This is a genomic window from Chitinophaga hostae (genome assembly GCF_018224885.1).
Classification (GTDB): Bacteria; Bacteroidota; Bacteroidia; order Chitinophagales; family Chitinophagaceae; genus Chitinophaga; species Chitinophaga hostae.
This window is the reverse complement of record NZ_JAGTXB010000004.1, coordinates 91,889-118,029: the sequence shown is the minus strand read 5'-3', so window position 1 is coordinate 118,029 and position 26,141 is coordinate 91,889. Positions and strand designations below refer to the sequence as shown.

Below are 26,141 nucleotides of genomic sequence, written 5' to 3'. Positions count from 1 at the left end.
ATAAAGATTAAGGAAGAACAAGAAGATCAGGAATCAGTTTATAGGCCGGGATAATGTAAGAGCATGTGACGCTGTCGCCCGCAAATACAAAGCCCACCAGCTTATTGTCCGCTGTAAATACGGCTGCACCGGAATCGCCGTCAACAGACAACATACCGGTATGCAATACATTTACAAAAAAATCTGCTCCTACCTGTATATTCCGCATGGTATGCGTAACACGCGCCGAGCCTTTGGTATATGCCCCGGAGGAAAAAACCATCGCTCCCCACAGTGAAGCTATCTCATCTTCCGTGCAGTAACCGTTGATAGGAATGCCTTTAAACTCATTTTTGTATAACACATCATTAGGAAGTCTTGCCAGCGCATAATCTACCGACTCAGTAAATTCTCCAGCCAATACCTCCAGAGTAGCAGACAGATTACCAGTGCTTAATGTGGCTGTCAGCTGGTCTTCTGATGTTACTTTAACAGTTCCTTTTTTAAGCAATGAGTCGGCCAGCACATGATAACAACTGAGCAGGCATTCTTCGCCGTTATAAAATCCTTTTACACCGGCGGTGCCGACTGCCACTTTGCTGCCGGGAAAAAAGGGGCCTTTCTGTAGTTTAGGAGGTTGGATCTGGATAATCTCTGTTTTGATACCATATCCCTTATGCTTGATCCTATCGGGTAGGAGCATTGTTACCACCTGCTTTTGATTTATAAAAATCGCAATGACAAGTTCCTGTATAGTCGGGTCTTGGCTTTTACCGGTGCCACATCCCAGGTATCCTGGTACTTTATTGCGATAATAGCTGCTGTAATTGTGCAGTATATCGGTAGTCACCGCTTTTAAAATTTCGGTTGTTTCCACTAGGTCGGGCACTTCAAATGCTACTTCTGTAATACCTCCGCTCCAATAATAGTAGCCTGTTTTACTGCGGTACCAGATGGCGTTACCATCCAATTCTTCGCCAATCAATACAGTGTCCAGGTCAATGCTATCGCCCGGCGACAGGTAGCCGGCCGTGGAGGCACTGGCAGATGCGTTGCCAACACGAATATTGAGGTATTTGCAAACGGTTAGTAACATATTAACCTACTCTTTTGACACTACTGGTTTCTTTAACTATAGCCGGGTCTGATGTGGTATCAGGTTTAGGGCCGGTACTTCGCAACTGTATCAGCTTGTTTAGCAGATCAAACCAGAAAGGCGCCCCCAGCGAAATAGCCAGGGCCGTCAGCAGCCAACCAAATATTTTTGAGTCATCCGATTGATACTTCTTGCTCACACTAAAGAGGCTCTGTGCTTTTTCTCCATCCCGCATAACGCTGTCCATAGTTGATTTGAGCGTTTTATCACTAACAAACACGGTGTCCCGGATGTGGACTACTTTTTTCCCTATCGAATCCACCTCCACTTTTGGGACGCCAACAGATACGTACCCGATATTTTTAATCATCGCTTCATACTTGTCGGTATTGGCTGTTGCCAGTTGCACCATCTGCTCTCTGACGGTTTTATCTATCGACAATAATTTATAAATGGCAATGGTATCTATGTTGAACCACAATGCCAGCAGAAATCCTATGATCAGCAATGTGAACTGAACTGTTCTTTTGTACCACCCGGCAGCACGTTCCATGGTTTCATTGAACCAGTCTTCCAGCATTGCTTTAAAACGGTCGCTATCCCGTTGGGCATTGTGGAATATATGGCGTAAATGCCGTAATGTTTCCTGTCCAATGACGATCATTTCATCACGCCCATTGATATTCGCTTTAAAGCTTTTTTTACGAAACAGGGTATCTTCTATATAATTGATCTGGGGCTGACTGGCATCATATTCTTCCCCTCTCAGCAGTTGTATAACAGTTTGTGAAAAGGTCTCCGGGCGGAGATAAGCAGGTTTGCGCTTCCATTCGCTCTCACCGAGGTATTTAATGGTAGGGTGGCTATAAAAAGCCCTTGTAAAAGTTTTACGCGGAAAAGGAATAAAAAAGTGACATACGATAAAAAACTGGCTCTTAAAATAACGGGCTATCAGCTTCCAGATTTCACATCCCTTATCTTCCTCGTTACGGTCTTCCAGCATTACCCGGATAGCGTAGGTGAGGTTATGGGTTCTCAACGATAACCATCTTGCGAGCATTTCCTGCAGAATTGTAGCCAGGAGACTGTATAACAAGTATATGAACACCAAGCCGATAAATATGTCGAGTACCGTGTTGTTAAACATTTTCCGGGGTATAGGAATGTTAATAAATATTAAACGATTTCTGTAAAAGGATGTTTATATCAAATATTGGGGCTCGAGATAACTATTTAGGGTTCGAGATATTATAATCTGTCCATAAATTACATAGCGAATATAAATATTTTTATCGGTATAAGAATATTTTTTCCAGAGGCGGTGAAACATTTGTGTTGATATACACTGAACCATAACCCTGTACTGAAAAAACGGTATTGATTATAATTAAAACAGAATAACAAATGAAAGTAGCAACAATAGATGCTTCTTTTTTAAATACTTGATGATATTTATTAATTTGCTGTCCATGATAAAAGGGGCATTAGCTATTTTTTGATCCACAGGATAACGACATCGTTTATAAGATGAGCCCTTTAAATTGTAATTAACATCATCCACGATATGGAGAATATACTAAAAATAATGCCTGTGGGCAATTTATTAAAACAGGATAACGGCGAGGCCGTGTATCGTTTTTTTATACCCAATTATCAGCGCGGATACCGATGGGATAAAGATCAGGTAGAAGATCTATTGGATGATTTTTTTGAGTTTATTAACAAACAAAACAATAACAGGGAAAAGTATTGTTTACAGCCTATTGTGGTGAAACAATTACCGGATGGCAGGTATGAAGTGTTAGACGGACAACAGCGACTAACGACCATCTTCACATTATTATCGCGGTTAAAGGAATCCAATAGCGAAATAGACATGTTTTCATTGACCTATGAAACCCGGCCCGATAGCGAAGAATTCCTCCGGAACCTTAGTCCTATTATAAATGATAAAAACCCTGATTATTATTATATCAGTCATGCTTACGTCACTATCAGCGACTGGCTGAAAAAGAAAAAAAACGAGATGCCACATATTGGTGGCAGTTTGTTTAATACCATCGCCGGATCGGTTGAATTTATCTGGTACGAGATCAAGAAAGATATTGATGCTATTGATGTGTTTACACGCATTAATATTGGAAAAATACCGTTAACCAATGCGGAGTTGGTAAAGGCTGTATGCCTGAGTAAACATAATTTGATACCCAGGAATACTGATGGAGACAAACCGCAGCAGGATTTAAGTAAAATTATTTTATTAAGACAAAATATTATTGCTCTGGAATGGGATAGAATGGAAAAGATCCTGCAAGACCCGAAGGTATGGGGCTTTGTTTACGGAGGAGACGCCGAATATGAAACCCGGATTGATTATTTATTAGACCTGTGTGCAGAAAAAAAAGCATCAGACAGGAATAAATATCATTCCTTTAAATATTTTTACGAACAGGTTAAAAATTGCCGTACAAGCCAGACAACAAACTATTCAGGTCAGAGTCAATATCCTATGGAGCAGGAATGGAATCGCCTGAGGGATATTTTTGATATTTTGTTAGAATGGTATCAGGAAAAGAAATTCAATCACCTAGTTGGTTTCCTGATTAAACGTAAGTATCCTGTTTTATTGCTGATAAAATTTTTTAAAGAAAATAACAGAAAGGAATTCAGGGAATATCTCAAAGGTGCCATAAAAAAGACGATTAATTGTGACGATATTTCTTCGCTACGGTACGGGAACCACAGCGAAAAAATCATGAGTATCCTCTTGTTGCACAATGTCACTAACAGCTTGCTCGTGAGTGACAACAATATCAATTTCCCTTTTGAAAAACTGGACGGAAAGATATGGTCGCTGGAGCACATTTTTGCACAAAATTCTGATGAGTTAAAGGAAAAAGACTATGAGAGCTGGTTATATGACCATTTGCAATTTTTCGAAAATGATGCCGGGGAAGAAGCGGCATCCATAGTCGACCAAATAAAAACCTTGCTGGATGCCAGTGATAAGAAAATAGACAGAAGCAAGTTCGAAGGTTGCTTCAAGAATATTTCCGACTACATTCAGCGTATTATCCAGGATATTAACAGGCATTCGCTTAGTGTCAACACTGTTAACGAAACGCTGGAAATGAATGGGCAAGCTGTTCCAGATATTAATTGGATCAATGACGATGATTCTATTGCCAACCTGGCATTATTGGATCTTAACATGAATTCATCCTTAAAAAATGCGCTGTTTGATATTAAGCGGCGACTGATATTACAAAAGGATAAAGATGGTTTATTTGTCCCGGGAGAGACCAAAAAGGTATTTTTGAAATATTACACAGCTCATCCCAATCATCTCGCCTATTGGACATTTGAAGATAGAAAAGCATATGTTGATAGCATCAGACAATCCTTAAACTACTATAATTTAGATAGCAATGAACAACATAACTCTTTGGGATATACTAAGTAATAATGTAGAGGATCTAAACATACCAGGTGGTATTCATATCCCAATGATACAGCGGGACTACGCACAGGGTAGAAATAACCGTAAGGCAACGGAGATCCGTAAGTCATTTTTAAACAAGATATTGTCAGGAATCAGATCGGTGCTGGACAATAAACATTCACCGTTGGAACTGGACTTTATATATGGGTATGTGGAAGCGGGGATGTTTATCCCTTTGGACGGGCAACAACGCTTAACTACTTTATACCTGCTGCATTGGTACTTAGCCTTCAGAGATCATCAGCTATCCAGATATCAGGAACAGTTCTCGAAATTTACCTATCAAACGAGGCAGTCCTCTGATTCTTTTATCAGAAATTTAGTATCAGGTTTTTCTGCTGATGATCATAGTCAGGTGTTCGATCATCACAAGTCCTTTGAGGCTATAATTACCGATAAGAATTGGTATTACATGACATGGGGACATGATTTAACGATCCGGTCAGCTATCACTATGCTTGATGAAATTGATATGGCGTTCCGTGATGCAAGTAGTTTATTCACCGATTTAATACAGCCCGGACGACCGCTGGTAGTATTCCATTTTTTGAATATCGACAACTTCGGACTTTCTGATGATCTATACGTTAAGATGAACTCAAGAGGAAAACCGCTGACAAATTTTGAGAATTTAAAAGCGGAATTGGGCAGATTTATTGAAACATCCGATTTCAATAAAAAGCATCAATATAAGTTGTCTCATAGCGGAGGAGATAAATCAGTAGATCTGGAGACTTATTTTATGACCAGAATTGATACGGTCTGGTCAGATTATTTTTGGAATCTGAAAAACCCGGAAACAAAAGAATTCGATGATAAATTACTGAACCTATTAGCCTTTGTAGCGCTCAATGAAACGGCCCAGCATGATTTACTAAAGTACGATGATAGCCTGGAGCAGTTTAATGATAAAACAGATTTAACGTATTATAAGTTTAATAATTTAGCATTGCTGGGAGAAAATGTTATCATTTCATATATCGATTGTCTTGATTTATTGGTGTCGTTGAATGGTGATATTCAGGCTTATTTTAATGAGAATATTTATCTTAATAAAAAAGGTATTATAAAATCTTCCTTTGAAGGCGATTTTGGCGCACGATATATAGAAAGAATCTTGCATTACGCCGTATTTAAGTTTTTAAATGCTAATAAAAACAATCTGGATAGCTTCGAACTTAAAAAATGGGATCGGCTTATGCGAAATCTGGTGCTGCACACAACTTATAATTCTTCAAGGGATTATCATGATACTATTACTTCAATCGATAGAATTGTGATAGCTTATACTGGTGATATTTATAAAGACTTTTTAGATTTGAATATACGTGGATTCGATGTTCAGCAAATAAAAGAAGAACGGCTGAAGATTGAATTAATGAATAGATCGGCCGATTGGGCGAATCTTATAAATGAAGCAGAATCACACCTGTATTTAGAAGGGCAGATCATTTTTCTATTGGCGTTTTCGGGTATCTACAAACGATATTTGGCAGAAGATTTTGATTGGATAAAGATATCAGTTAACGACTATCTCGATGATGCGGTATTATACTTTGAAAAATTCAAGCAACTGTTTACAGACTTAGGACTGAAAAAATTTGAAGATGAGATTTTTAGAAGAGCCTTGTTAACCAAAGGAGATTACCTGTTGTATTCTACTAACTACTCGCTGCTGATAGATAACCATAGGGATATTAGTTGGAGTAGATTGCTCAGGGAAACAGGGAATACCTCTAATAAAGGATTTATTGAACGATCTGCATGCTTGAAGCATTTATTTGATGATATTCAGGTCGATGATGTTGAAGGATCTCTGAAACGTATTATCCGCGAGCATATCTGTATTGATTGGCGTAAGGACTTCATTGATCATCCTATATTAATGAATACCTCGCAGGAGAAATATATTAAGTTTTTTGATGAAAACTACATCTACATACTTAAAAAGTCAAAATACAATAAAAATGTTGATCCCGAGGTTAAATCTATTTTGCTAAAAGAATTACTATTGGGACAAGGTATACAAGACCATGAAGTAGAAATGGGCTATGTAGAGGCGCTTGAACAATATGGGATAACGAAACTGAAAGATCAGAAGCTAGATATTGTCTATAATCATGATGGCAATAAAAAATACTTTATTAAACCACAAGATATGGAGGGTATTCAATATGATACTGCCACGGATGTATTAACGCATGTATTGCATCATATTTTGAAATAATTATGCGATGAAGATCTATACTGGTCGACAGGTTGCGCAGACGTTGAGTCGGGATATTACATTTCTGTGGCAGGTAGCCACAGAAATGTCCGGAGCTGTTTAAAGAAATTATTATAATCATTTTCCCTTATAGATCTGAGCGAATTTTCCTACCCCTGATAATTTTGGCCCCAGCGACAGAACTTCTATTAAACAGCCTTGCGTCGCACTCTTCAACTGTATTATTACTGTCAGCCAAAAAATGCCTGTACCAAAGCGGTTTTGAGATTAGCTGATCGAAGCAAAGATCCAAGCGGGTTTAAAGGTCTCACTCCGTCGTCAGTCGGCAAAAAGGGCGCCAGGCCCTCGCTTGCCCCTTCCGCTGCGCTTCAGGGGCTGCACTCGGCCCTGTCACCCTTTTTGCGCTCCTTCCGCCTCCGTTCGGGCAGCTCCCGGTCTAGCTAAGGGCTGTTTTTACAATTGGTCGCTTTTATGCCCGCTATCCCTCCGCTGCCCATTTTGTCCGCCGCCCGCCACCCCCGGGCCTTCCATTTTTGATTTGCCGTCCGCTGGCGCTCCCGGCGAGACAGAGGTCGAAGGCGCGGCCTGCTGCGGCTCGCCCTCGCTTGGCCCTTCCGCTGCGCTCCAGGGCCTGCGCTCTGGCTGCCGCCGCAGCGGCCGGGGGTGGAAGGGCGGTGGGGGCGGCAGAACTCCGATTAAGCGGGAGATTATAGCACTGATCGACAGTACCCTGATTAAGCGACCAACGGGAGAATCAGGCGCGCGAACACCAGCATTTGTACTCTGATCGACATTGTACTATCGCGCGTCGTCCGTGAGAACAGATGATGGGGTCAGCTGTATAACATAGTTTCAACGATATCACTTTGACCAACGGAAGAACACGGGCCCGGCAGCAGTACCCCATCATCTGTTCTCCCGGACGTTAGCACGTTTGATCCAACGATAATTTTTACTTGTTCTGACCGATAGCCCTATAACTGGCCGCCTCCTGGTAGCTGGTTGCCTCCCGGCGACAGTCCCACCAAATAATAGTCAATGCGTTATCCGCCTGGATAAAACAGGCAGATAACGCCGACAACAATGTTATAAAAATGATTAGCTAATTATTAGGCTGTAGTATGCCTATAAAGGATTTTATCCGTGAGCAGCACGGGCTTGTGCCTCACTGTGGTAGCTGTCACTTGCAGCCTTCAGGTCACGAAATAGTAGTTCAGGGTGTTTCCAATATTTAACGCTCAACTTTTCCCGAATCTTACGGACCTCAGCAACCGCATCATATTTTTTAGCTTTTTTCATGGTCGTTAGGCTTTAAAATTTCTCTTGGTGTTCTGATTTCAATAATTGGATAACCCATTTGTAAGTTAATGGAATTATACAATTTTATACGATTTAAGTTAACAATATGCTTAAAATTCCAACTGGCCAAAACTTCCGCTTTGCTTAGTGTGGCAATGGCAATATGTAGGGCATCATTGAAACTTTTATTACTTAGGGCCCCACCCGAAATATATGCCTCTGCCAATTCTACGGCTTCTGGCGTGTTTTTGTGTTCTGCTTTAAATCTGTCTGGTACTTCATCCAGTTTCAAGGTCACTTCCTCGCGGGCCTGTTTCAGTTCCAGTATTACCAGATCTGATATAACCAGATGCTTTATTCCACTTTTAAACTCTTCAAATAATGCGTTGCTGAATTCTTTGAATTCAATATCGAAACAGCCTCCAATCACGGAGGTGTCAGTATAAACATTCAACATGAATAACAATTAAAAAATGAAAGGAAGGGGTTAACAACTAAGCAGGAGGTACTTAGTGATTGAATGCCTGTACTTCAGTGCTACTGTCATTATTCAGTGCATGTACAAGGCTAGGGGAAATGTCCAGGTATCGCAGCAGGTAGGACAACTGCGTCTTTATAATTATACGGGCCTTCTGCATTTCTTCTTCAGTTGGCGCCATATTCCTGCCGCCGAGGTTAGGCAGTACTAGTTGTGAAAATTGGGATTCTGTCCAGCCCAGTTCCCGGCGTAGATGTTCTTTAATGTATAATGGAAAATTGCATAGCCTGGTATAGGTATCATGCAGTTCATTATCTGATAAAGGTGCCGGAGGAAATAATTTTGCAAGGTTTTTAGCGAACATCTTTTGTTCGTTGGTGCGGAATTTTCTCATTAAAACATGGTTTGGTTAACAACCCGATCCCCGCGGGCGGAAAGATCACAGATGCGGCCCGCCCGCAGGCGTCCGGTTGTCAGGGTTAACAATAAAAGAGGGAGACTAATTACTCGCTGTATTGCCGTGCTATTTCTCGCATTGCAGCTTTTCCTTTTCGTGCTTCTGGTTGATGCACAGGATTTTCTTGTTTTAGCTTGCTTATTACTATGCGGTTACTCTCTACCTGCACAGTCACTTTGTCGCCAACGATAAAGCCAGCATTTTCCAGCCAAACGCCAGCCAGAGAAATACAAGAAATCAGTTTCGAATCATAAGTTCGTTCCTGATGAATGTAGTTTACTGTTAAGTGTCTTGTTTTGTGTTGGTTTTCCATATGATTTGTAATTATTAATACATAAATGTACTGATAATTACAACACAAAACAAGTATTAAAGATACTTTTTTGTACATTTAAGTCTAAATACTGTCATTTGTTTGCACGATTTTTTACCTATCAGTACAATATTGGTATTATTATTAGTTATAATGTAATTGTAATATTCCGGCTTCTTCATAGATTTAGGTTAGTTTAAGATTTTACTTCAATTGATTTGAATTAACCCAATAAAAAAAAGAAAATATGACATTCGGACAGCGCGTAACAATAATGCGTAAACAGAAAAGTATTAATCAGTCAGAACTGGGGGCTTTAATCGGTACCAGTGGAAATATTGTAAGCAAGTATGAGAGAGATTTTATAACGCCATCAATCGACGTGGCGGCCAAAATAGCGAAAGCGTTGAACGTATCCATTGACTACCTGGTTAATGGAATTGCTACAGAGAAGGGGCCAATAACTGACGAGGAAGCAAGTCAATTGCAGCATTTTGACCAGTTATTACCGGAAGACAAAGTACACGTGTTGGCAGTTGTTGAAGCCTTTCTAACAAAATCAAAATTGCAATCCCTGATTGGATAAAAAAAGGCTCCCGCGAGTAGCGAGAGCCTTTACACCAAACAATCCGTAAGGTAACCACACCTTTGGCCGGAAACTATTTAACAGCAGACTAACTGCCTTCTTTTTGAACTGCTGCCTGACTCACTCCACTCATAACGGTGCCGGCGACAGCCAGGTAACCGGCTACTTTGATAATGATGACAGGAATAGCCGGAATCCCCATTAGAGCGCCACTTATCGCGGTCAGGATCAAACCTATGTTGCGCACCTTACTAAAAAAAGGTGGTGTTGACGCAGAGAGACGTTGTATAAGTTTCATATACGCTTTTTAGAAGTTAAGAGATCAGGCCATGACGGGCCAAGTACCATTACACGCCGCCAGGTGTCGCCGGCATTCCGGAAATATTCACCAACGCCAAGGCATTATAAGCCCCATTTTTAAGGCTATACAGCGCCCCATTGACCTGCTGATAAAATTCTACACCCAGAGCAAGAAACAGCGGTTTTGTGCTATTTGCTGTTACATTGACAGCCAGATTCATCACAGCGGTTGCCGTGGCATCGATGGCCAGTTCTGCACTTGCAGTGTTACCATTAACGAAGGTTTCAGCCTCAAAATCAATTTCAGCCCCAGCTGCCTGAATTTTAAAATGCGTAGCACCAGCAGGGCTGGCCAGCATATTAATCGGGAGGAAAGCCGGAATATCGACTTTAAGCGCACCTGCAGCGCGATCAATGGCAGTTGTAAACGGAGCGTACAACGTGCCGCCTAAGCGCCCATTGATATTGAATTCGAAGCCTTTCAGCAGCTCCGCTTCGCCATCAATGGCGTTACGCTTTCCTCTAACATTGGTGGCATCCGCCTGAATTACCTTTACCATTTCACGGGTCAGGCGGGAAGTCATGTAGCTGTCGCCAATGTTTAGTAACATGGCGCGAAATGCTGTGCGTAGGAGTTTACCGGCTTTACCAGCCCGGCCAAACTCCGCTCCATTCTCACGGGTGCGGACAAACGCCGGATCTGTAGCGATACGGTTAGCATCAATACCGCCCTTCTCGCGCGCCAAGTGTCCGGCCTTTGTTTTGTAAAAGGTGATGTTGCCTATGGTACCTTTCAGGGGGAGGATTCCGCTTTGTCTTGCCATAAAAAAACAATTTAGGATAACAAAAAAGGGCTTTCACATAGCCAAGCCCGTATAGCTCACATCTGCGCAGGATGCAGTAAATTGCATATAACCACACCAAACCTAAGCCGGCATTTTAACCCAAAAAAATTTCCATTCCGAATATGCCGAATTCGGACAGATTAATACCTCATCGCATAGTGATTTATGCAAAGGACATCAGAAATATTACAGGAAGAAGTGAACGTACAGCCAGAAAAATGCTGCAGCAAATCCGAATTGCAACCGGGAAGAAAAAGGGAGATTTTATAACGGTGGCAGAATTTTGCGGATATACTGGGCTACAAGAGGAGACCATTTCTAAATTCTTAGCTTATTGAAAGCTATAAAGTAAAATCGGTTAACCTTCTCTATTTAGAGAACGCTAACCGTTTTAAACATAAAATTAAGTTGCTCAGTCCTCTACAGTAGCTTTGGGAGCATTTGTTTTAACAGAAGCAATACCATTGTCACAACCGAACGTACTTTCGTACATCTCACAGGTGTCAATGATTTGTCCATTGGTTGCTTTCAAATTAAAAAAATGCTTCCCATTCGTTGAGGTTTTCTTCTCAAAACGTTCATCATGACCTGGAGGTGTAACCTTCACTTACTAAGATAACTTCTCCATTACCAGCTTTCAATTTAAAACGGTGTTCCCCGTTAGTACTCTTGGTGATAACAAATTTTCCCTTAGGAATTGTTTTAGTATACCGGAAGTTACCAAAATCTTCAATTTTAGCCAACGAGGTCTGTTAACTCTCGAAAATTATTGCCCTGATTTAATACCTAAAAACTACTACACACGAATGTCCGCTCTATTAGAGAGCAATGACGCAATACAATCCTCAAAACAGACACTCATGGATTTAACCATTCTCTGTCTGGTTTAGCTAATAGCCTTGCATTGTTATATGCCCAATCCAAGGGGAGAACAGTATTTGCCCTATAAACCTCGCCCTCTTTTGCAACTACTAATGCCACATCTGCCATTTCAGCCGTAGTGATACAAAGAGGAAGCAATAGCTGAATAGAGTCACCATAAAATTGCGGAATTGCAGTTTTATAATTTCTCTTGATTCTGGTTAATGCCGATTCAATCGCGCTTTTAACTCTTTCAACTTGCTGCGGCTTACTTAATTCTCTAAACTCTTTGGAGAATCGCTTCTCTCTATCATCCAAAATGTGCTCATAATCAGGAATCAATCTCTTAGATGATTCATAGATTAGCTCCGCAGCATTTTGAAAGTAATTAGTTAGCTCTGGTTTTTCAGCAAAGTGATTCATTATCCTATTACTTTCGCGATCAAATGCTTTAAAAATCCAAACAGGCTGTTTCAGATAACCTTCATTCTGTCTATAATTTGGTGAATTATCTTTATGCTCAAAATATGCGAATACATCCTCTTGCTTAGATGTTGCCAATCCGGTATTAAAGCAGGCAAATTTAAGTTCTTTACCATTCTCTATCCTTGACGCATATTTTATTTTGTTCTCCTTTTGCAATCTTAAAAAAGTATAAGTTATATAGCTTTCAAGAACTGGATATTTGCCGGTCTTCTTATTTATATAATCCCAGCTCCCATCTTCTCTCTGCGCGTGCACTGTTGCCAAGTCAGAAATTGCCGTATCCCAATCTGAAAAAGTAGCAAATTTTTCCAAAGAAGATCTTGTATCACGAAGGACAATGTTTTTTGCCTGTAATCCCTTCTCAGAAATACTCGGTGTAAACTCAACCTCGTAACCAATTTCAATTTTCTTAAACCCTGTTCCGATCACCTCTGAATGGTGAATAAAATATTTCTCGTCATTAATATTGGTTCGAATAAATCCGTATCCCATGTCAAATTGATCGATGACACCTACATATCTGTCTGACAATCTCTTCAAGTTCTTTGCTGAAAGCCCCTTGGTAGTACTTTCAAGATCAAATTCAACTTCCTCGTTTTCAATCAAAATCTTAGCCTCATCTTGAATTTGCGAAAAATGTACAAAGACCTCTTGCTTGGGATTTTCAGTTGTGGTGATTTTTCCGAATCCTTTTGAGGTTGAGAAGAAAATAACTGTTCCTTTCATCTTTAATGATTATTTATTGGTTGATTAACAATAGGTTAATGAGGTATTTCCATTCACACATGACGCTTAAAGAAACAATTTAACAAAACTTCAATAAGTTACAAAATATGAATAAGCATTAGAATAGATTTTTGTATTTAAGACCTTGGCATACGAAAACCAGTATGCAGGGATATCAGTGTCTCATCACTTCACTTTCTCAAAGGATTAAAAAAAGCCAATTATTTTCTAAACGTTGATGAACGTAAAATGCAGCTATTTTTGAATTCGACACCTATTCAATCATCTTATTATTGCAAGTCAAATCCTTGTATACGGCATGTATATAGTATAACAACACTATGCTATGGCATCATAAAATATAGCTCGAATTACATCATTACAAGCTTTATTTTTCGTATAATTGTGACGGTTAAAAGCTCTTTCAAACACAGTCAATATAAGTTATACTGCGAGGTAACAAATTCGGATACACTAACCGAAAACCTGCTGTAAAACTGCGATTTATAAGGCATTATTGCAGTCCCGTCCGGTCCGCTAAAGGAAACAACAAATTTCAGTTGTTTCCTTTTTTTATGCTTATAAGGGCCTGATTCACAAATTATTAATTTTCAAATCTCTAAGATGGAAAAGTGTTCGAGATTTTTACATCTGATTTTGTCTTTCAATTTTTCTACTAAAAAAGTCGCCTAAAAACCTTCTGAGCGTGGCTCTTGATGTTCGATATCTTCTTTAGGCTCGAGCTTTGCGCATTCTTCATTGTTTTCAGGATTTCTGTAGGTCCTTGCGACGAGATAAAGAAATTCTAAAATAATTTCGGCGTTCTCGCTGTTTACGCTTATACCGTTACGCCTCAATATTGTTATGGCTTGCTCCGTGGAAACTTTTCTGGTTGAAAAGGCTTTTCCGTTCCTGTAAAATGATTGTAGCATATTCTTTAAGTTAGTTTTAAGATGGTTGACAATAGTGTCCTATTCACAATATTCTGTGATCAGGGACAGCACTTTGTCCACATGTATTACATCGAAGTCTTTTGTAAATGGGTTTATTGATGCTGGAGTAAACAAGCTTATAATATCACGCTTGCCTCTTAAGTCTTGCTCTTTATACGATCGAAGAATATTAAGATCGGCATAGGGCCATACGTTATTATTCTGTTTGCAGTCCTCCAGCTTAGTGGTCACATTGCACAACTGGATATTCAACTGGATCAATATCTCGTTGGATTCCTGTTTCAGCTTAACAAAGTCGTCATAGTCGATTTTTCCATTCAAAAAGAATTTTCTTGCCTTTGAAATTTCCAGTTCCTGTGTCGAGATTTGTGATAAAATCTCCTTACGATGGTCCGAGTATTCTCTTTGTCGAGTAAAGATGTTCTCATCTTCTAGTATAAGGTTGAACAATTCATGTGCTGCTGGCCGCAAACGTATATGCTTTAGCTTTTCTTCATAGTTATTATTTAATACTTCCGCGCGGAATCTACCCTTGCATCTATTTCCTAAGCAGTGATAGTAAGCATATTTTGAGTGTTTCCCCTGTGATATGCTTCCCGTAAGTTTACCACCGCACCACGGACAGGATAAAAGTCCCCTTAAAGGAAATACTGATTTTAAAGCTTCTTTACTTTCTAGTTTGTTGTTCTTTTTATTTGTGAGACTTTGAACCTGAAAAAATAGGGCTTCTGAAATGAGCGGCTCATGAATCCCTTTGACATATTGTTCTTCCTCATTACGACCGGCAGGAATCTTAATAATCCCACAGTAGATAGGGTTGCGTACAATTCTCCAAAAATGGCTGCGTCCACATTGAAGGCCTTTAATGTGGGCAATTTTCATTACTTGACTTATAGTACAGGTACCAGTTGCCAGCTGTTCAAACGACCATTTTATATATTCTGCCTCGGGATGCTTGGGCATAATAAACTTTTTACCATCGGGTGCCGTTCGATTCGTATATCCGACAGGTGCCTTAGTCGGCCATTTACCCATTTTCTTTGCTCTTCTGATGCCATCTGATGTAGTTAACCCTCGCCTGCAGTTTTCTGCTTCTGGTATGGATAAATAGACAGCGAGCATTACAATACTTTCTGGTATATCAAAATCAATGGGTTGATCAATTGCCATAGCCTGAACATTTAAATCTCTTAATGTCCTGATCATTTGGTAGGCATATTCGATGCTTCTACTAAATCGATCCCACTTTATAAAGAGTATGTTTTCAGATGGCCGATGCTTGTTTTTTCGAATAATTTTAATGAGTTTCTTCCATTCGGGACGATTGAAATCCTTGGCAGAGAAATCTTCCCGGAATATTCCTTTGATTTTAATATCGTTAAACTCGCAGTGCTTTAAAAGGCGGTCTTCCTGTTCTACAAGAGAATAACCTTTTTTCTTTTGTTCGTCCGTACTTACCCGAACGTATAAATAGGCTGATTTCATAATAGTAGATTTGCTTTACCAATATTAAACCAACACCGTTGTATATAAGTCTAGCAGCCAATGCAATTGCATGCTGAAAGTCAATGAAGTCGCAAGCGCGAAGGGATATTTTTTCTATCAAATCAGAAATAAGGAAATCTAGGTCAAATTATGTATCAATCTGACATCATTGATTTGCCATTCAGGATTTATCAAGGATAGTTTGTGTATTACGCTTAAAGTAACCCCCATTATTTCGGTTCAAATATGCCGCTTATACGGTTGCCGAATGTTGCGAAAAAATTAACTGAACTAATACAAATTTAACAAATGAGCTAGTCGTCACTCGACATGTCGTTAAAAACAGATATAATTTTGAAAATAATGTTCAGTTTATTTGGAAAAATGAACAATGTTCATTTATTTTGTATCGAAATTGATTTTATGAGCACCAAAGAAAGAAAAACAAGAGAGAAGGAAGAACTAAAGGCACTTATTTTAAAAGCTGCCCGTAAGTTGTTTGTGGAAAAGGGCATCGGGCAAACCACTATCAGAAATATTGCTGATTCCATAGACTACAGCATTGGTACTGTATATGTTTATTTCAGGGATAAGAATGAAATACTCCATGCGTTGCACACACAAGGTTTTGTTGACCTTGGCGGCCAGTTGAAAATATTATTTAATGTAACAGACCCGATGGAGCGGCTAAAGGCAATGGGCAAAGTGTATATCAATTATGGCCTGGATTACCCGGAGATGTACGATCTGATGTTTACGCTTAAAGCACCTATAGAGTTCCTGGAAACAGTCCAAAAAGATGAGTGGGATGAAGGAAAAGCAAGCTTTGATTTGTTAAGAACTACGGCAAAACAGTGCATGGATGCCGGGCATTTTAAAGGCCATAACCTGGACCCGCTGTGTTTTCTGATATGGAGCTGTCTGCATGGCATGTGTAGCCTGGAAATTGGTTCCCGAACAAAAAACGCGAATATTAAAAACGCGGAAAACATTGTAGCAGATGCATATGATGAGTTTTTGAAAATACTAAATAATTTATAATTTTTTTTACCTTTTATTTGAACATAGTTCATTAAAAATATAACGTTCATTTAATTAAATCAGATGAAAAAGATATTCTCATTTCTTTTATTGCTAAGTGCAGGAAGCGCGTATGCTCAAACACACTTAGAGCAGTATATAAACTCGGCTTTGAGCAGTAATGAAACAATCCGTCAGCAACAATTTCTCCTTGATAAAAGCCTTTGGGCCCTGAAAGAGGCTAAGTCTTTATTCCTGCCTAATGTTGCCTTTAATGGAACTTATACCCTTGCAGGCCGCGGACGCACCGTAGACATTCCGGTAGGAGATTTAATGAATCCCGTTTACAAATCGCTTAACCAACTGACAGGCACTAATAATTTTCCACAAATACAAAACCAAAGTGTGCTGCTGAACCCAAATAATTTTTATGATGTAAAACTGCATGCCACTTACCCTATCATTAATGCGGAACTGGTTTACAATAAGAAAATAAGAAGCCAGCAGTATGACATGCAAAAGGTAGAAATAGATATCTACAAACGGGAGCTAGTCAAAGAAATCAAGATTGCTTATTACAATTATTTACAGGCTACAGCAGCCATCAGGATTTATGAAAATGTCCTTGCGCTCGTAAAGGAAAATGAAAGGATAAACACTTCGCTCTTTAATAATCAAAAAGTAAACCGCACGGCAGTAGTAAGGAGCAATAATGAAGTAACAAAGATCACTGCACAACTGAACACTTCCATGTTACACCAGGATAATGCCCGGTCCTATTTTAATTTTTTGATCAACCAACCACTGACATCTCCTTTGCTTATTGATTCAATAGAGGGTGTTCCTGACCCACATATTGTAAATGATACTGCTATAAATAAAAGGGAAGAATTAGTAAAATTACATACTGCATCCGCCATTAATAAGAATCTTATTGGCCTTGCCAATTCCTACAAAATACCAAAACTTAATTCCTTTCTTGATGTAGGGTCACAGGCTTTTGACTTCAAAGTAAATGATAAATCCCCTTATTATTTTTTCGGGGTCTCACTTGGCTTCGATATTTTTTCAGGAGGCAAAAATAGATACAAGGTAAAGCAGGCGAAGGCAGATGGTAAAGTGATTGAATCGCAAATAAGCAATACTGAGCAGCAACTGAAATTACAGGTTAGCATTGCTGCCAATTCATTTAACGCCGCTCTTGTCAATTATAATGCAGCTGTTTCACAAGTGGCTTCTTCTGAAAAAAGTTATAAAGACCAATTGCGGATGTACAAAGAAGGCATTGCTCTTTACATAGAACTGTTGGATGCACAAAACCAACTGGTATCTGCACAACTACAGGAGAATATTTCACTTTACGACACATTGATAAAGCAGGCCGAAATAGAAAGGGCCAATGCAAGTTTCATCATTCAATAAACAAACAAAAAAATATTATGAAAAAAATACAATTGTTCAGCGTTATTGCGGTATTATCCGTTTTGTATTCTTGTACGACAGAAGACAAGAAAAAAAATCCTTTGGGCGGGACAGATGTTATCCCTGTAAAGATTTCTTCTGTATCTGCATTGGGATTATCCCAAACAATAAGTGCTACGGGCCTGGTAAGCACAGAAAACGAAGCCAAATATTCTTTTAAAATAGGTGGCGTCATTAGCCGCGTTTTTGTAGAGGAAGGTCAGTTCTTTCGAAAAGGCCAGTTGCTCGCTACACTCAATTCAACGGAAATTGATGCAGGCTTAATGCAATCCAACTTAGGTATTGAAAAGGCACAACGTGATTATCAACGGGCCGTCAATCTTTACAAAGACAGTGTGTATACCTTAGAGCAGCTGCAAAACACAAAGACCGCCCTTGATATTGCTCACAAAGGAAAAGACGCTGTTGCGTTTAACGCACATTATTCAAAAATATATGCTGCCTCTGATGGCTTTGTAGCAAAGAAAATTGCCAGTGAAGGAGAAGTAATCGGGCCTGGTATGCCAGTACTTCTCATTAACGAAACAAAGCAAAACAATAACTACTTACTTAAAGTTGGCGTAACTGACCGCGAATGGGCAGTGACCAATCCTGGGCAAACGGCAACAGTAACACTGGACGGATATGCGGATAAAAAATTTGATGCTTTGGTATTTCGTAAGTCACAAGCGGCAGATCCTACGCTTGGTTCCTTTCAGGTAGAATTGAAATTGAAGTTAAACGACATCAAACCGGCTGTTGGAATGTTTGGCAAGGCGGAGATATCTACAAGCCAGGATGAAAATGTAAATGTCATTCCGTATGCTTCTTTGGTAGAGGCGGACGGTGATAAGGCATTCGTATTCACACCCGACGGGGCCAATAAGGTTAGAAAAATTCCTGTAACGATTTCAAGGTTCGACAATCAACAGGTTTATCTAAAAGATGGGCTTGATGGAGTGAAAGAAATCGTGATATCGAATAGCGCCTATCTCAACGAAAAATCTACAATAAAAATCATCAGGTAATAATAACAGATATGAAAATTACAAACTTCGCCGTTAAGAACTACCAGTTCACACTTATCATATTCCTGCTGTTTGCAGTAGTTGGTGTACTCGCCTTATTTACAATGCCCCGTTCGGAAGACCCAACGATACATCCACCCGAATATCTTATAACTGTGATATATCCGGGCACAAGTCCTAAAGACATGGAGGAGCAGGTGGTAAAACCAATTGAGAATAAAATTTATGGTCTGGAAAACATTGACAAAATCCTTACTACAATTGAGGATGGTGTAGCGGCAATCCAGGTGAAATTCAAATATGGAGTTGATATAGACAATAAATACCAGGAGATATCAACAGAAATAAATGCTTTAAAAAACAGTGAACTTCCTAAGGATATCTATCAAATCAAAACAGAAAAGATTTCTTCTTCGGATGTGAAAATTTTACAGGTGGCATTGGTTTCAGATAACGCCTCTGATAAATTATTGAGAGATGAAGCGGATAAACTAAAAACCCGTCTGGAGAAAATAACAAACCTCAAAGAGGTAAAGTATTCCGGCATGCCGGAACAGGAAATCCGTGTTGATGTGCAACTGGATAAACTTGCGCAACTGAAAATTCCGCTTAACATAGTTGCAGGCAGTTTGCAAAGTGAAGCGGCAGATATTCCCGGAGGAAGCGTCAATCTTGACAGCAAGGTTTTTAATGTAAAGACCAGCGGCAAGCTTAAGAACGTTGAGGATGTTGCCAATACCGTTATCTACAACGCCAATGGAAAGATTGTTTACTTGAAGGATGTGGCTGATGTAAGTTATAAAAGCGAAATGGTCAACCATATTACACGGGTGAATAGACATCGCTCTGTACTGGTTACAGCAGCAATGAAAGACAATGTTAACATAACGAAAGTGCAGGAAGAGTTTCTTCCGATACTGGAAGAGTTTCCTAAAAGTTTGCCTTCTAATATTCAGCTTGTCAAAACCTTTGATCAAGCTACCATGGTTTCTCAACGTTTGGGACATCTTGGATTTGATTTTGCCTTAGCCATTGTTTTAGTAGTCATTACCTTATTGCCTTTAGGATTTAGAGCATCACTAATCGTAATGGTTTCTATTCCGCTTTCTTTAGCGTTAGGGCTTATTGCATTGAATTTATTGGGCTTTTCATTAAACCAGCTCAGTATTGTTGGACTCGTAGTGGCTTTGGGATTGTTGGTGGATGACAGTATAGTAGTTGTAGAGAATATAGAGCGATGGCTTCGGGAAGGGCACTCACGAATGGATGCCATTCTGAAAGGCACAAAACAAATAGGGATAGCAGTTGTAGGATGTACAGCCACTTTAGTCATTGCGTTTTTGCCTCTTGCCTTCCTGCCAGATGCAGCCGGTGAATTTATGCGCAGCCTGCCTATGGCTGTTATCACCAGTGTGCTGGCATCAATGATCGTGGCTTTAACGCTGGTTCCTTTCCTGGGAAGCCGGATATTGAAAACGCATACGCATGGAGAAGGCAATTTTTTCCTGAAGCAACTGCAAAAATTTCTCACCTACAGTTATCGCGGTATTATGCCACGAGCTTTAAAATATCCAAAAACAACCATTGGAATGTCATTAATACTCAGCGCACTGGCTTTTTTCTTATTTACAAAAACAGGATTTAAACTTTTTCCGACTTCCGAAAAGCCAATGTTCCTGATCAATATCAAAATGCCCCTGCAGGCTGATATACCTGAAAGTGATCGTGTAACTAAACTTGTGGAAAATGAATTGAAGCAACATAAAGAGATTGTATATTATACAAGTAATGTAGGTAAAGGAAATCCGCAGATATATTATAACATACATCAACAGGATATTAAGCCTGACTTTGCACAGGTTTTTGTACAGATGGATGATGAGGCTAATCCTGACGCTAAAGTAACATTGATTAAGCAGCTAAGAGAAAAGTTTAAAGATTTTCCTTATGCCAAAATTGAAGTGAAGGATTTTGAACAGGGACCGCCGATAGAAGCCAACATAGTTGTAAGGGTTTTTGGTGAAGACCCAGACACGCTGCGTAAGCTTTCCTTTAAAGTGGAGGATATTTTACGCAACACCCCAGGTACTGTTTACATCAATAACGAATTAAACACCTACAAGTCTGACGTTAAAATAGCAATAAATAAAGAAAAAGCCCGCACATTAGGTGTGCTTACAAGCGATGTTGATAAGGTAATTCGAATGGCAATAGCAGGATTAACCGTTGGTGATTATATTGATGACAGAGGCGATGCCCGCAATGTTGTCCTGACACTTCCCAAAGATAAATTCTCAAATTTAGACGCATTCAAAAATCTCTATGTAAACAATATACAAGGTATTCCTGTGTTGGTTAGCCAAATTGCAACCATTACATTCGAAACCTCACCTACGGCCATCAATCATTTTAATAAATCCCGTTTCGCAAAAATTACCTCCTTAACCAAAGAAGGTGTATATGCTAATGATTTATTAAAGGACATTGTTCCGCAGCTGAACCAACTTAAAATGCCGCCGGGTTACTATTACAAGTTATCCGGGGAAGCTGAATCGGAAGGCGATACCCTCGGTGGAAATTTTCTCTCTGTTATCCTGTTAAGTACATTCCTTTTCATTGGTGTTCTGTTGCTGCAATTCAAAACGTTTAAAGGTATCATCATTGTGCTCTCTATTATTCCATTAGGGATTCTGGGTGGCGTGATCATGCTATTGATCACCGGCCATCCCATGTCAATGGTTTCTATTATTGGCTTCATAGGTTTGTCGGGCATACAAGTCAAAAATTCACTGTTACTTGTTGATTTTACAAATCAGTTGCGGGCTGAAGGATACAGCATAGACGATGCAATTAATAAAGCAGGAGAAACCCGCTTTTTACCCGTTGTGCTTACATCCATAACTGCTATCTGCGGATTAATTCCTCTTGCCTGGAACCCCAATCCGCTTGTTGCTCCATTAGCAATTGTATTGATTGGCGGACTAATCAGTTCAACTATTCTTTCCAGAGTTGTAACGCCGGTAATGTATAAGTTAATTCCTCCTAGTATACAAAACGATTAATCTTTAAAATTAAGTAAGATGAAAAAAACAATTTTAATAACAGGTGCATCTTCAGGCTTTGGCTTGATGCTAGCGAAGAATTTACATCAACAAGGTTATAATGTAATTGGTACAAGCCGTAATCCGGAAAAACTGCAAGCTACTGTTCCCTTTAAAGTATTGGCTTTGGATATTACTAATGAGAATTCAATAACAGAATTTACAAAGCAGCTTTTTGAAACCGTAAATCAATTAGATGTTTTGGTTAATAATGCGGGTTATATGCTCACTGGATTAGCCGAGGAAACTTCAACAGAAGCAGGGAAACTTCAATTTGAAACTAACTTTTGGGGAACAGTAAATGTAACAAAAGCAATATTGCCTTATTTCAGAAAACAAAAGTTTGGGCAAATTATTACAGTTAGCTCAATGATGGGGCTTATATCTTTACCTATGCACCCAATGTATGCTGCATCCAAACATGCCTTAGAAGGCTTCTTTAAATCGTTACGTTTTGAGGTAAGTCAATTTAATATAAAGGTTAGTATGGTACAGCCTATGTGGGCAAAAACAAATATTGGCACAAACATGATTTCTGCTGATGGAAAAATAGCAGAATACAAGAACTATAAAGAGCAAGTGAATAAGTATATCAAAAATGGTTTGGCAGAGGGAGATGAGCCCTCTGTAATAGTGAACCAAATTATTAAGGTAATAAATGCCAAGAATCCAAAATTCCGAAACATTGTAGGAAAAATGGCAGGAATGGTGTTATTCCTTAATAATTACGCCTATCCACAGTTTGAAGGTGCAGTACATAAAAGTGTAAAATCAGCAAAATGAAATAACTAAATTTAATCTGCTCATCAAATTTATTTGCGCTCCTCTAAAAAACAAATAATTGAAATGAAAAAAATATCAAGACGAGATCTGATTAAACAAGGGGGGCTTGCTTTATCGGTTTTAGCTTTACCTTTTCCATTAACAACATTTTCAAATTTTAACGACATGACAGATAACAAAAATTTTGACGTAATCATAGTTGGCGGCAGCTATGCAGGACTTTCGGCAGCAATGTCTTTGGGACGAGCATTAAGAAGTGTTTTAATCATTGACAGCGGTTTACCTTGTAACCGACAAACACCTCATTCCCATAACTTCATTACGCAAGACGGAGAAAAACCAATCGTTATTGCGGAAAAAGCAAAAAAACAAGTGTTGAAATACGACACAGTAAAATTCTTAACTGACCTTGCCGTTAATGGAACGAAAACCGATAAAGGCTTCGAGATCACAACTCAATCAGGAAAAATATTTTCGGCTAAAAAACTCATTTTTGCAACAGGATTAAAAGATAAAATGCTAAACATTAAGGGGTTTTCTGAATGTTGGGGAATTACAGTACTTCATTGTCCCTATTGCCACGGATATGAAGTAAGAAATCAAAAAACAGGGATTTTTGCAAATGGATATGGGGCATTTCATTTGGCTCGACTCATTCGTAACTGGACAAAGGATTTGACTATATTTACCAATGGAAAATCGGAATTGACAAAGGAGCAAACCGATGAAATCAAAAGGCATAATATTTCAATTGTTGAAAAGGAAGTTACCTCATTGAAACACAAAGACGGAGTAGTTGAAGAAATAATTTTTGCAGACAATTCAACTTTTAAATTAGAAGTTATCTATTCAAGGCCACCTTTTGAACAACACTGTAAAATCCCCGAATTATTGGGCTGTGAATTGACAGAACAAGGACTTATCAAAGTAGATGCGTTACAGAAAACAACGGTGGATAATATATTCGCTTGCGGAGACAATACCAATCCCTTACGTTCTGTACCATATGCTGTATCAGCAGGGAGTATTGCAGGAGTAGCAATAAATAACGCAATGACAGAAGAAGAATTTTTAAAATAACATAAAAGCCGCACGTAACATGCGGTTTGGGCCCTATGGCTATGTTGTGAAGGATGCATCCAACAAGCTAACGCTTCAAGCGGGCGATATCTTTATTAGCTGTAGCCTGCAAAGCCTTCTAGGCCATAGCTCTGACTACCAGCACATCTTTTACTTTGTTTGTATCTCGCTTTTTTTACGAGGTTTATCCAGAGCATACTTGCAAAAACTATTACCTACTAGGAGATATATACATTTCCATCATCAAGGCATTGACCTTTGGCGGTAATGTAGAGGAATGGAAAATGCCCTTCTTAAAAAGGATCAATCTCTGTCTTGAAATCACTAGCCAACGGTCAGTAACTAGAAAAGTATAAGTAGTGAAAACAGCTATCAAAAATAGGTGGGCATTATAGATGACGGCCTTTTACTCTCTTTTTTTCTGGTTTTTCAATAATTGTCTTATTATTTGTCCTATGGTTTTCAATCGATTTGTCGAGTTCAATACTACCAATAAAGGTCAAAAGCGGCACAAGGGGTTCGATTGCAGCCCCGCCCAGCCCGCGGAAATCTCGAAAAAGCCTGCGCAATGCGCGGGCTTTTCTTTTTAGCTTATTTTTTCAGTCTATGGCATTGTTGAATTAACATCGCTTTGCTTCCCCTAAGAAAGGGCGGCTGATATATCGCCTTTCTCTAAGCTCGCCGGGATGCTTATTATTATTTTTACCCCTGGTTTGACCAGCATTCGAACCGAATCCAATTTCAATTTATGAGAAGACCTGAACTATGAAATAACTATTTATCTAATTTTTCCTGTAAACTTTGCGCTAAGTTATCCTCTCCGCTAAATTGCTGAGCGCGGGCATCTTGAAGCAGTTCAGAACTTTCAAGCCTGTCTTAACGCGATATCTGGCGTGTTTAATAGTATCAGACACCGTTGCAAAAAATATTCTATAAGACTAAAAAATCCAATTTTATAATTGTAATTTATACAATTAATTCACGAAATTTAATACTATCAAATCCTTTATGATGAAATTTCTGATCTGCTATATCATTGCAATTTCCTGCATAATACCTGCTTTACCGTCAAAAATTTTTGCACAGCAAAACCATATTACAAAAGGAACTGTGCAGCGAATAAAAGTGCACAGCAAATTACTGGAAGGCAATCTCAGTGGAGATAGCGTGGATCGTTATGTATCCGTCTACTTGCCGGCCAGTTATAAATCCGGTAATAAAAAAAAGTATCCCGTTGTTTATTTCCTTCATGGCTATACAGACAACGATGCCAAATTCTATGGTTTCGAAAAACACTGGATGACGTTGCCTCCTATACTGGATACCCTGTTTTCAAAGAATCCTGCTCATGAAATGATCATTGTTACACCGGATGCATACACTCTTTTCCAGGGCAGCATGTATTCTAATTCAATTACAACGGGTAATTGGGAAGACTTTGTGGCAAAGGAACTGGTTAATTATATTGATGGCCACTATCGTACGCTTGCGCAAAAAGATAGCCGGGGTTTATGTGGCCATTCTATGGGAGGTTACGGAGCGCTGCGGATTGGAGAAAAAAATCCTGATGTATTTTCAAGCGTTTACCTGTTAAGCCCATGTTGCCTGAACTCAACACCCATGGCAACAGAAAGCATACCACCACAGTTTCAGCGGGCAGAGAATATTAAAACAATTGAAGAACTGCAGCAATCTGACTTCTTTACCAAAGCACTTTTTGCCTCGGCTGCAGCCTGGTCACCTAACCCGGGAAACCCGCCCTTTTACCTGGACCTTCCGGTAAAAAACGGGATCATACAGCCCGAGGTAATGCTTAAATGGGACGCCAATCGCCCACTGAATAACTTAGACCAATATATCTTTAATATTAAAAAGCTGAAAGCCCTTGGCTTTGACGCAGGAGATAAAGATGCAGGAATTGCGGAAAGCATCAGGACTTTGGATAAGGAGTTAAACAAGTATAGTATTCCGCATGAATTTGAAATCTATACAGGGGATCATATTAATCGTGTCAGCCAGAGAATTGAAGACAAGATGCTGCAGTTTTTCTCGAAAAATCTGGCATTCTGAAATGG

At 39.4% G+C, this 26,141-nt stretch carries 22 protein-coding genes; 10 read left to right on the top strand and 12 right to left on the bottom strand.

The genetic code is table 11. From position 1 onward, the window contains the following. Positions 1-7: 7 nt before the first annotated feature. Together KE626_RS10155 and KE626_RS10150 are read right to left on the bottom strand one after the other, a co-directional pair. Positions 8-1,075 (bottom strand): SH3 domain-containing protein, encoded by a 1,068-nt coding sequence (locus tag KE626_RS10155; RefSeq protein ID WP_211972775.1) that lies wholly within the window; start codon positions 1,073-1,075, stop codon positions 8-10. Between the two features lies 1 nt (position 1,076). Next, on the bottom strand, positions 1,077-2,222 hold the full coding sequence (locus KE626_RS10150; RefSeq protein WP_211972774.1) for a hypothetical protein: 1,146 nt from the start codon (positions 2,220-2,222) through the stop codon (positions 1,077-1,079). Between the two features lie 417 nt (positions 2,223-2,639). Between KE626_RS10150 and KE626_RS10145 the strand changes: the two genes are divergently transcribed. Continuing rightward, a complete protein-coding gene (locus tag KE626_RS10145) occupies positions 2,640-4,538 on the top strand; it encodes a DUF262 domain-containing protein (protein WP_211972773.1) in 1,899 nt (632 codons plus the stop codon). Beyond that, positions 4,504-6,804, top strand: coding sequence for a DUF262 domain-containing protein (locus tag KE626_RS10140; protein WP_211972772.1), 2,301 nt, complete (start codon positions 4,504-4,506; stop codon positions 6,802-6,804). Before KE626_RS10145 ends, KE626_RS10140 begins: the two co-directional genes overlap by 35 nt. A gap of 1,137 nt (positions 6,805-7,941) precedes the next feature. Here the strand turns inward: KE626_RS10140 and KE626_RS10135 are convergent. The 4 genes from KE626_RS10135 to KE626_RS10120 all read right to left on the bottom strand — a co-directional run bounded on the left by KE626_RS10135 (position 7,942) and on the right by KE626_RS10120 (position 9,351). Beyond that, positions 7,942-8,103: a hypothetical protein gene (locus KE626_RS10135; protein ID WP_211972771.1), complete on the bottom strand. Its 162-nt coding sequence runs from the start codon at positions 8,101-8,103 to the stop codon at positions 7,942-7,944. Then, positions 8,090-8,560 (bottom strand): PIN domain-containing protein, encoded by a 471-nt coding sequence (locus tag KE626_RS10130; RefSeq protein ID WP_211972770.1) that lies wholly within the window; start codon positions 8,558-8,560, stop codon positions 8,090-8,092. The genes KE626_RS10135 and KE626_RS10130 overlap by 14 nt, the downstream gene beginning before the upstream one ends. 52 nt (positions 8,561-8,612) lie before the next feature. Continuing rightward, the gene (locus KE626_RS10125) at positions 8,613-8,975 is read right to left on the bottom strand and encodes a hypothetical protein (RefSeq protein ID WP_211972769.1); all 363 of its coding nucleotides are present in this window, start codon (positions 8,973-8,975) and stop codon (positions 8,613-8,615) included. A 109-nt stretch (positions 8,976-9,084) separates the two neighbouring features. Then, positions 9,085-9,351, bottom strand: a complete 267-nt coding sequence (locus KE626_RS10120; protein ID WP_211972768.1) for a SymE family type I addiction module toxin — start codon at positions 9,349-9,351, stop codon at positions 9,085-9,087. A gap of 247 nt (positions 9,352-9,598) precedes the next feature. On the opposite strand from KE626_RS10120, the gene KE626_RS10115 reads away from it, so the two are divergent. Next, the gene (locus tag KE626_RS10115) at positions 9,599-9,937 is read left to right on the top strand and encodes a helix-turn-helix domain-containing protein (protein ID WP_211972767.1); all 339 of its coding nucleotides are present in this window, start codon (positions 9,599-9,601) and stop codon (positions 9,935-9,937) included. A gap of 88 nt (positions 9,938-10,025) precedes the next feature. Here the strand turns inward: KE626_RS10115 and KE626_RS10110 are convergent, their stop codons facing one another. The 6 genes from KE626_RS10110 to KE626_RS10090 all read right to left on the bottom strand — a co-directional run bounded on the left by KE626_RS10110 (position 10,026) and on the right by KE626_RS10090 (position 15,593). Beyond that, positions 10,026-10,235, bottom strand: coding sequence for a hypothetical protein (locus KE626_RS10110; protein ID WP_211972766.1), 210 nt, complete (start codon positions 10,233-10,235; stop codon positions 10,026-10,028). A 49-nt stretch (positions 10,236-10,284) separates the two neighbouring features. Beyond that, positions 10,285-11,061 (bottom strand): hypothetical protein, encoded by a 777-nt coding sequence (locus KE626_RS10105; protein WP_211972765.1) that lies wholly within the window; start codon positions 11,059-11,061, stop codon positions 10,285-10,287. 433 nt (positions 11,062-11,494) lie between these two features. Beyond that, complete coding sequence (locus tag KE626_RS35030; protein ID WP_346344375.1) at positions 11,495-11,689, bottom strand: YegP family protein; 195 nt, start codon at positions 11,687-11,689, stop codon at positions 11,495-11,497. Next, positions 11,664-11,723 carry a DUF1508 domain-containing protein gene (locus KE626_RS34655; protein ID WP_249207417.1) on the bottom strand — a complete coding sequence of 20 codons (60 nt, stop codon included), beginning with the start codon at positions 11,721-11,723 and terminating at the stop codon, positions 11,664-11,666. The genes KE626_RS35030 and KE626_RS34655 overlap by 26 nt, the downstream gene beginning before the upstream one ends. A gap of 217 nt (positions 11,724-11,940) precedes the next feature. After that, positions 11,941-13,155, bottom strand: a complete 1,215-nt coding sequence (locus KE626_RS10095) for a DUF3825 domain-containing protein (RefSeq protein ID WP_211972764.1) — start codon at positions 13,153-13,155, stop codon at positions 11,941-11,943. 971 nt (positions 13,156-14,126) lie between these two features. After that, a complete protein-coding gene (locus KE626_RS10090; protein WP_211972763.1) occupies positions 14,127-15,593 on the bottom strand; it encodes a recombinase family protein in 1,467 nt (488 codons plus the stop codon). Positions 15,594-16,016: 423 nt separating this feature from the next. On the opposite strand from KE626_RS10090, the gene KE626_RS10085 reads away from it, so the two are divergent. The 7 genes from KE626_RS10085 (at position 16,017) to KE626_RS10055 (ending at position 26,136) form a co-directional block, all read left to right on the top strand. Further along, a complete protein-coding gene (locus KE626_RS10085) occupies positions 16,017-16,634 on the top strand; it encodes a TetR/AcrR family transcriptional regulator (protein ID WP_211972762.1) in 618 nt (205 codons plus the stop codon). Between the two features lie 63 nt (positions 16,635-16,697). After that, positions 16,698-18,035 carry a TolC family protein gene (locus KE626_RS10080; protein WP_211972761.1) on the top strand — a complete coding sequence of 446 codons (1,338 nt, stop codon included), beginning with the start codon at positions 16,698-16,700 and terminating at the stop codon, positions 18,033-18,035. A gap of 17 nt (positions 18,036-18,052) precedes the next feature. Further along, entirely contained in the window at positions 18,053-19,102 is a 1,050-nt protein-coding gene (locus tag KE626_RS10075) for an efflux RND transporter periplasmic adaptor subunit (protein WP_211972760.1), read from the top strand. 11 nt (positions 19,103-19,113) lie between these two features. Further along, positions 19,114-22,164, top strand: coding sequence for an efflux RND transporter permease subunit (locus tag KE626_RS10070; RefSeq protein ID WP_211972759.1), 3,051 nt, complete (start codon positions 19,114-19,116; stop codon positions 22,162-22,164). A gap of 18 nt (positions 22,165-22,182) precedes the next feature. Further along, the gene (locus KE626_RS10065; RefSeq protein ID WP_211972758.1) at positions 22,183-22,986 is read left to right on the top strand and encodes an SDR family oxidoreductase; all 804 of its coding nucleotides are present in this window, start codon (positions 22,183-22,185) and stop codon (positions 22,984-22,986) included. A gap of 63 nt (positions 22,987-23,049) precedes the next feature. Further along, complete coding sequence (locus tag KE626_RS10060) at positions 23,050-24,066, top strand: NAD(P)/FAD-dependent oxidoreductase (RefSeq protein ID WP_346344374.1); 1,017 nt, start codon at positions 23,050-23,052, stop codon at positions 24,064-24,066. A gap of 1,110 nt (positions 24,067-25,176) precedes the next feature. Beyond that, positions 25,177-26,136, top strand: coding sequence for an alpha/beta hydrolase (locus KE626_RS10055; RefSeq protein ID WP_211972757.1), 960 nt, complete (start codon positions 25,177-25,179; stop codon positions 26,134-26,136). The last annotated feature ends 5 nt before the right edge of the window (positions 26,137-26,141 follow it).

What these genes read in the sequence shown, in the direction of transcription:
- KE626_RS10155 (WP_211972775.1), bottom strand. Translation starts at nt 1,075, where the DNA reads ATGTTACTAACCGTTTGCAAATACCTCAATATTCGTGTTGGCAACGCA.
- KE626_RS10150 (WP_211972774.1), bottom strand. Translation starts at nt 2,222, where the DNA reads ATGTTTAACAACACGGTACTCGACATATTTATCGGCTTGGTGTTCATA.
- KE626_RS10145 (WP_211972773.1), top strand. Translation starts at nt 2,640, where the DNA reads ATGGAGAATATACTAAAAATAATGCCTGTGGGCAATTTATTAAAACAG.
- KE626_RS10140 (WP_211972772.1), top strand. Translation starts at nt 4,504, where the DNA reads ATGAACAACATAACTCTTTGGGATATACTAAGTAATAATGTAGAGGAT.
- KE626_RS10135 (WP_211972771.1), bottom strand. Translation starts at nt 8,103, where the DNA reads ATGAAAAAAGCTAAAAAATATGATGCGGTTGCTGAGGTCCGTAAGATT.
- KE626_RS10130 (WP_211972770.1), bottom strand. Translation starts at nt 8,560, where the DNA reads ATGTTGAATGTTTATACTGACACCTCCGTGATTGGAGGCTGTTTCGAT.
- KE626_RS10125 (WP_211972769.1), bottom strand. Translation starts at nt 8,975, where the DNA reads ATGAGAAAATTCCGCACCAACGAACAAAAGATGTTCGCTAAAAACCTT.
- KE626_RS10120 (WP_211972768.1), bottom strand. Translation starts at nt 9,351, where the DNA reads ATGGAAAACCAACACAAAACAAGACACTTAACAGTAAACTACATTCAT.
- KE626_RS10115 (WP_211972767.1), top strand. Translation starts at nt 9,599, where the DNA reads ATGACATTCGGACAGCGCGTAACAATAATGCGTAAACAGAAAAGTATT.
- KE626_RS10110 (WP_211972766.1), bottom strand. Translation starts at nt 10,235, where the DNA reads ATGAAACTTATACAACGTCTCTCTGCGTCAACACCACCTTTTTTTAGT.
- KE626_RS10105 (WP_211972765.1), bottom strand. Translation starts at nt 11,061, where the DNA reads ATGGCAAGACAAAGCGGAATCCTCCCCCTGAAAGGTACCATAGGCAAC.
- KE626_RS10095 (WP_211972764.1), bottom strand. Translation starts at nt 13,155, where the DNA reads ATGAAAGGAACAGTTATTTTCTTCTCAACCTCAAAAGGATTCGGAAAA.
- KE626_RS10090 (WP_211972763.1), bottom strand. Translation starts at nt 15,593, where the DNA reads ATGAAATCAGCCTATTTATACGTTCGGGTAAGTACGGACGAACAAAAG.
- KE626_RS10085 (WP_211972762.1), top strand. Translation starts at nt 16,017, where the DNA reads ATGAGCACCAAAGAAAGAAAAACAAGAGAGAAGGAAGAACTAAAGGCA.
- KE626_RS10080 (WP_211972761.1), top strand. Translation starts at nt 16,698, where the DNA reads ATGAAAAAGATATTCTCATTTCTTTTATTGCTAAGTGCAGGAAGCGCG.
- KE626_RS10075 (WP_211972760.1), top strand. Translation starts at nt 18,053, where the DNA reads ATGAAAAAAATACAATTGTTCAGCGTTATTGCGGTATTATCCGTTTTG.
- KE626_RS10070 (WP_211972759.1), top strand. Translation starts at nt 19,114, where the DNA reads ATGAAAATTACAAACTTCGCCGTTAAGAACTACCAGTTCACACTTATC.
- KE626_RS10065 (WP_211972758.1), top strand. Translation starts at nt 22,183, where the DNA reads ATGAAAAAAACAATTTTAATAACAGGTGCATCTTCAGGCTTTGGCTTG.
- KE626_RS10060 (WP_346344374.1), top strand. Translation starts at nt 23,050, where the DNA reads ATGAAAAAAATATCAAGACGAGATCTGATTAAACAAGGGGGGCTTGCT.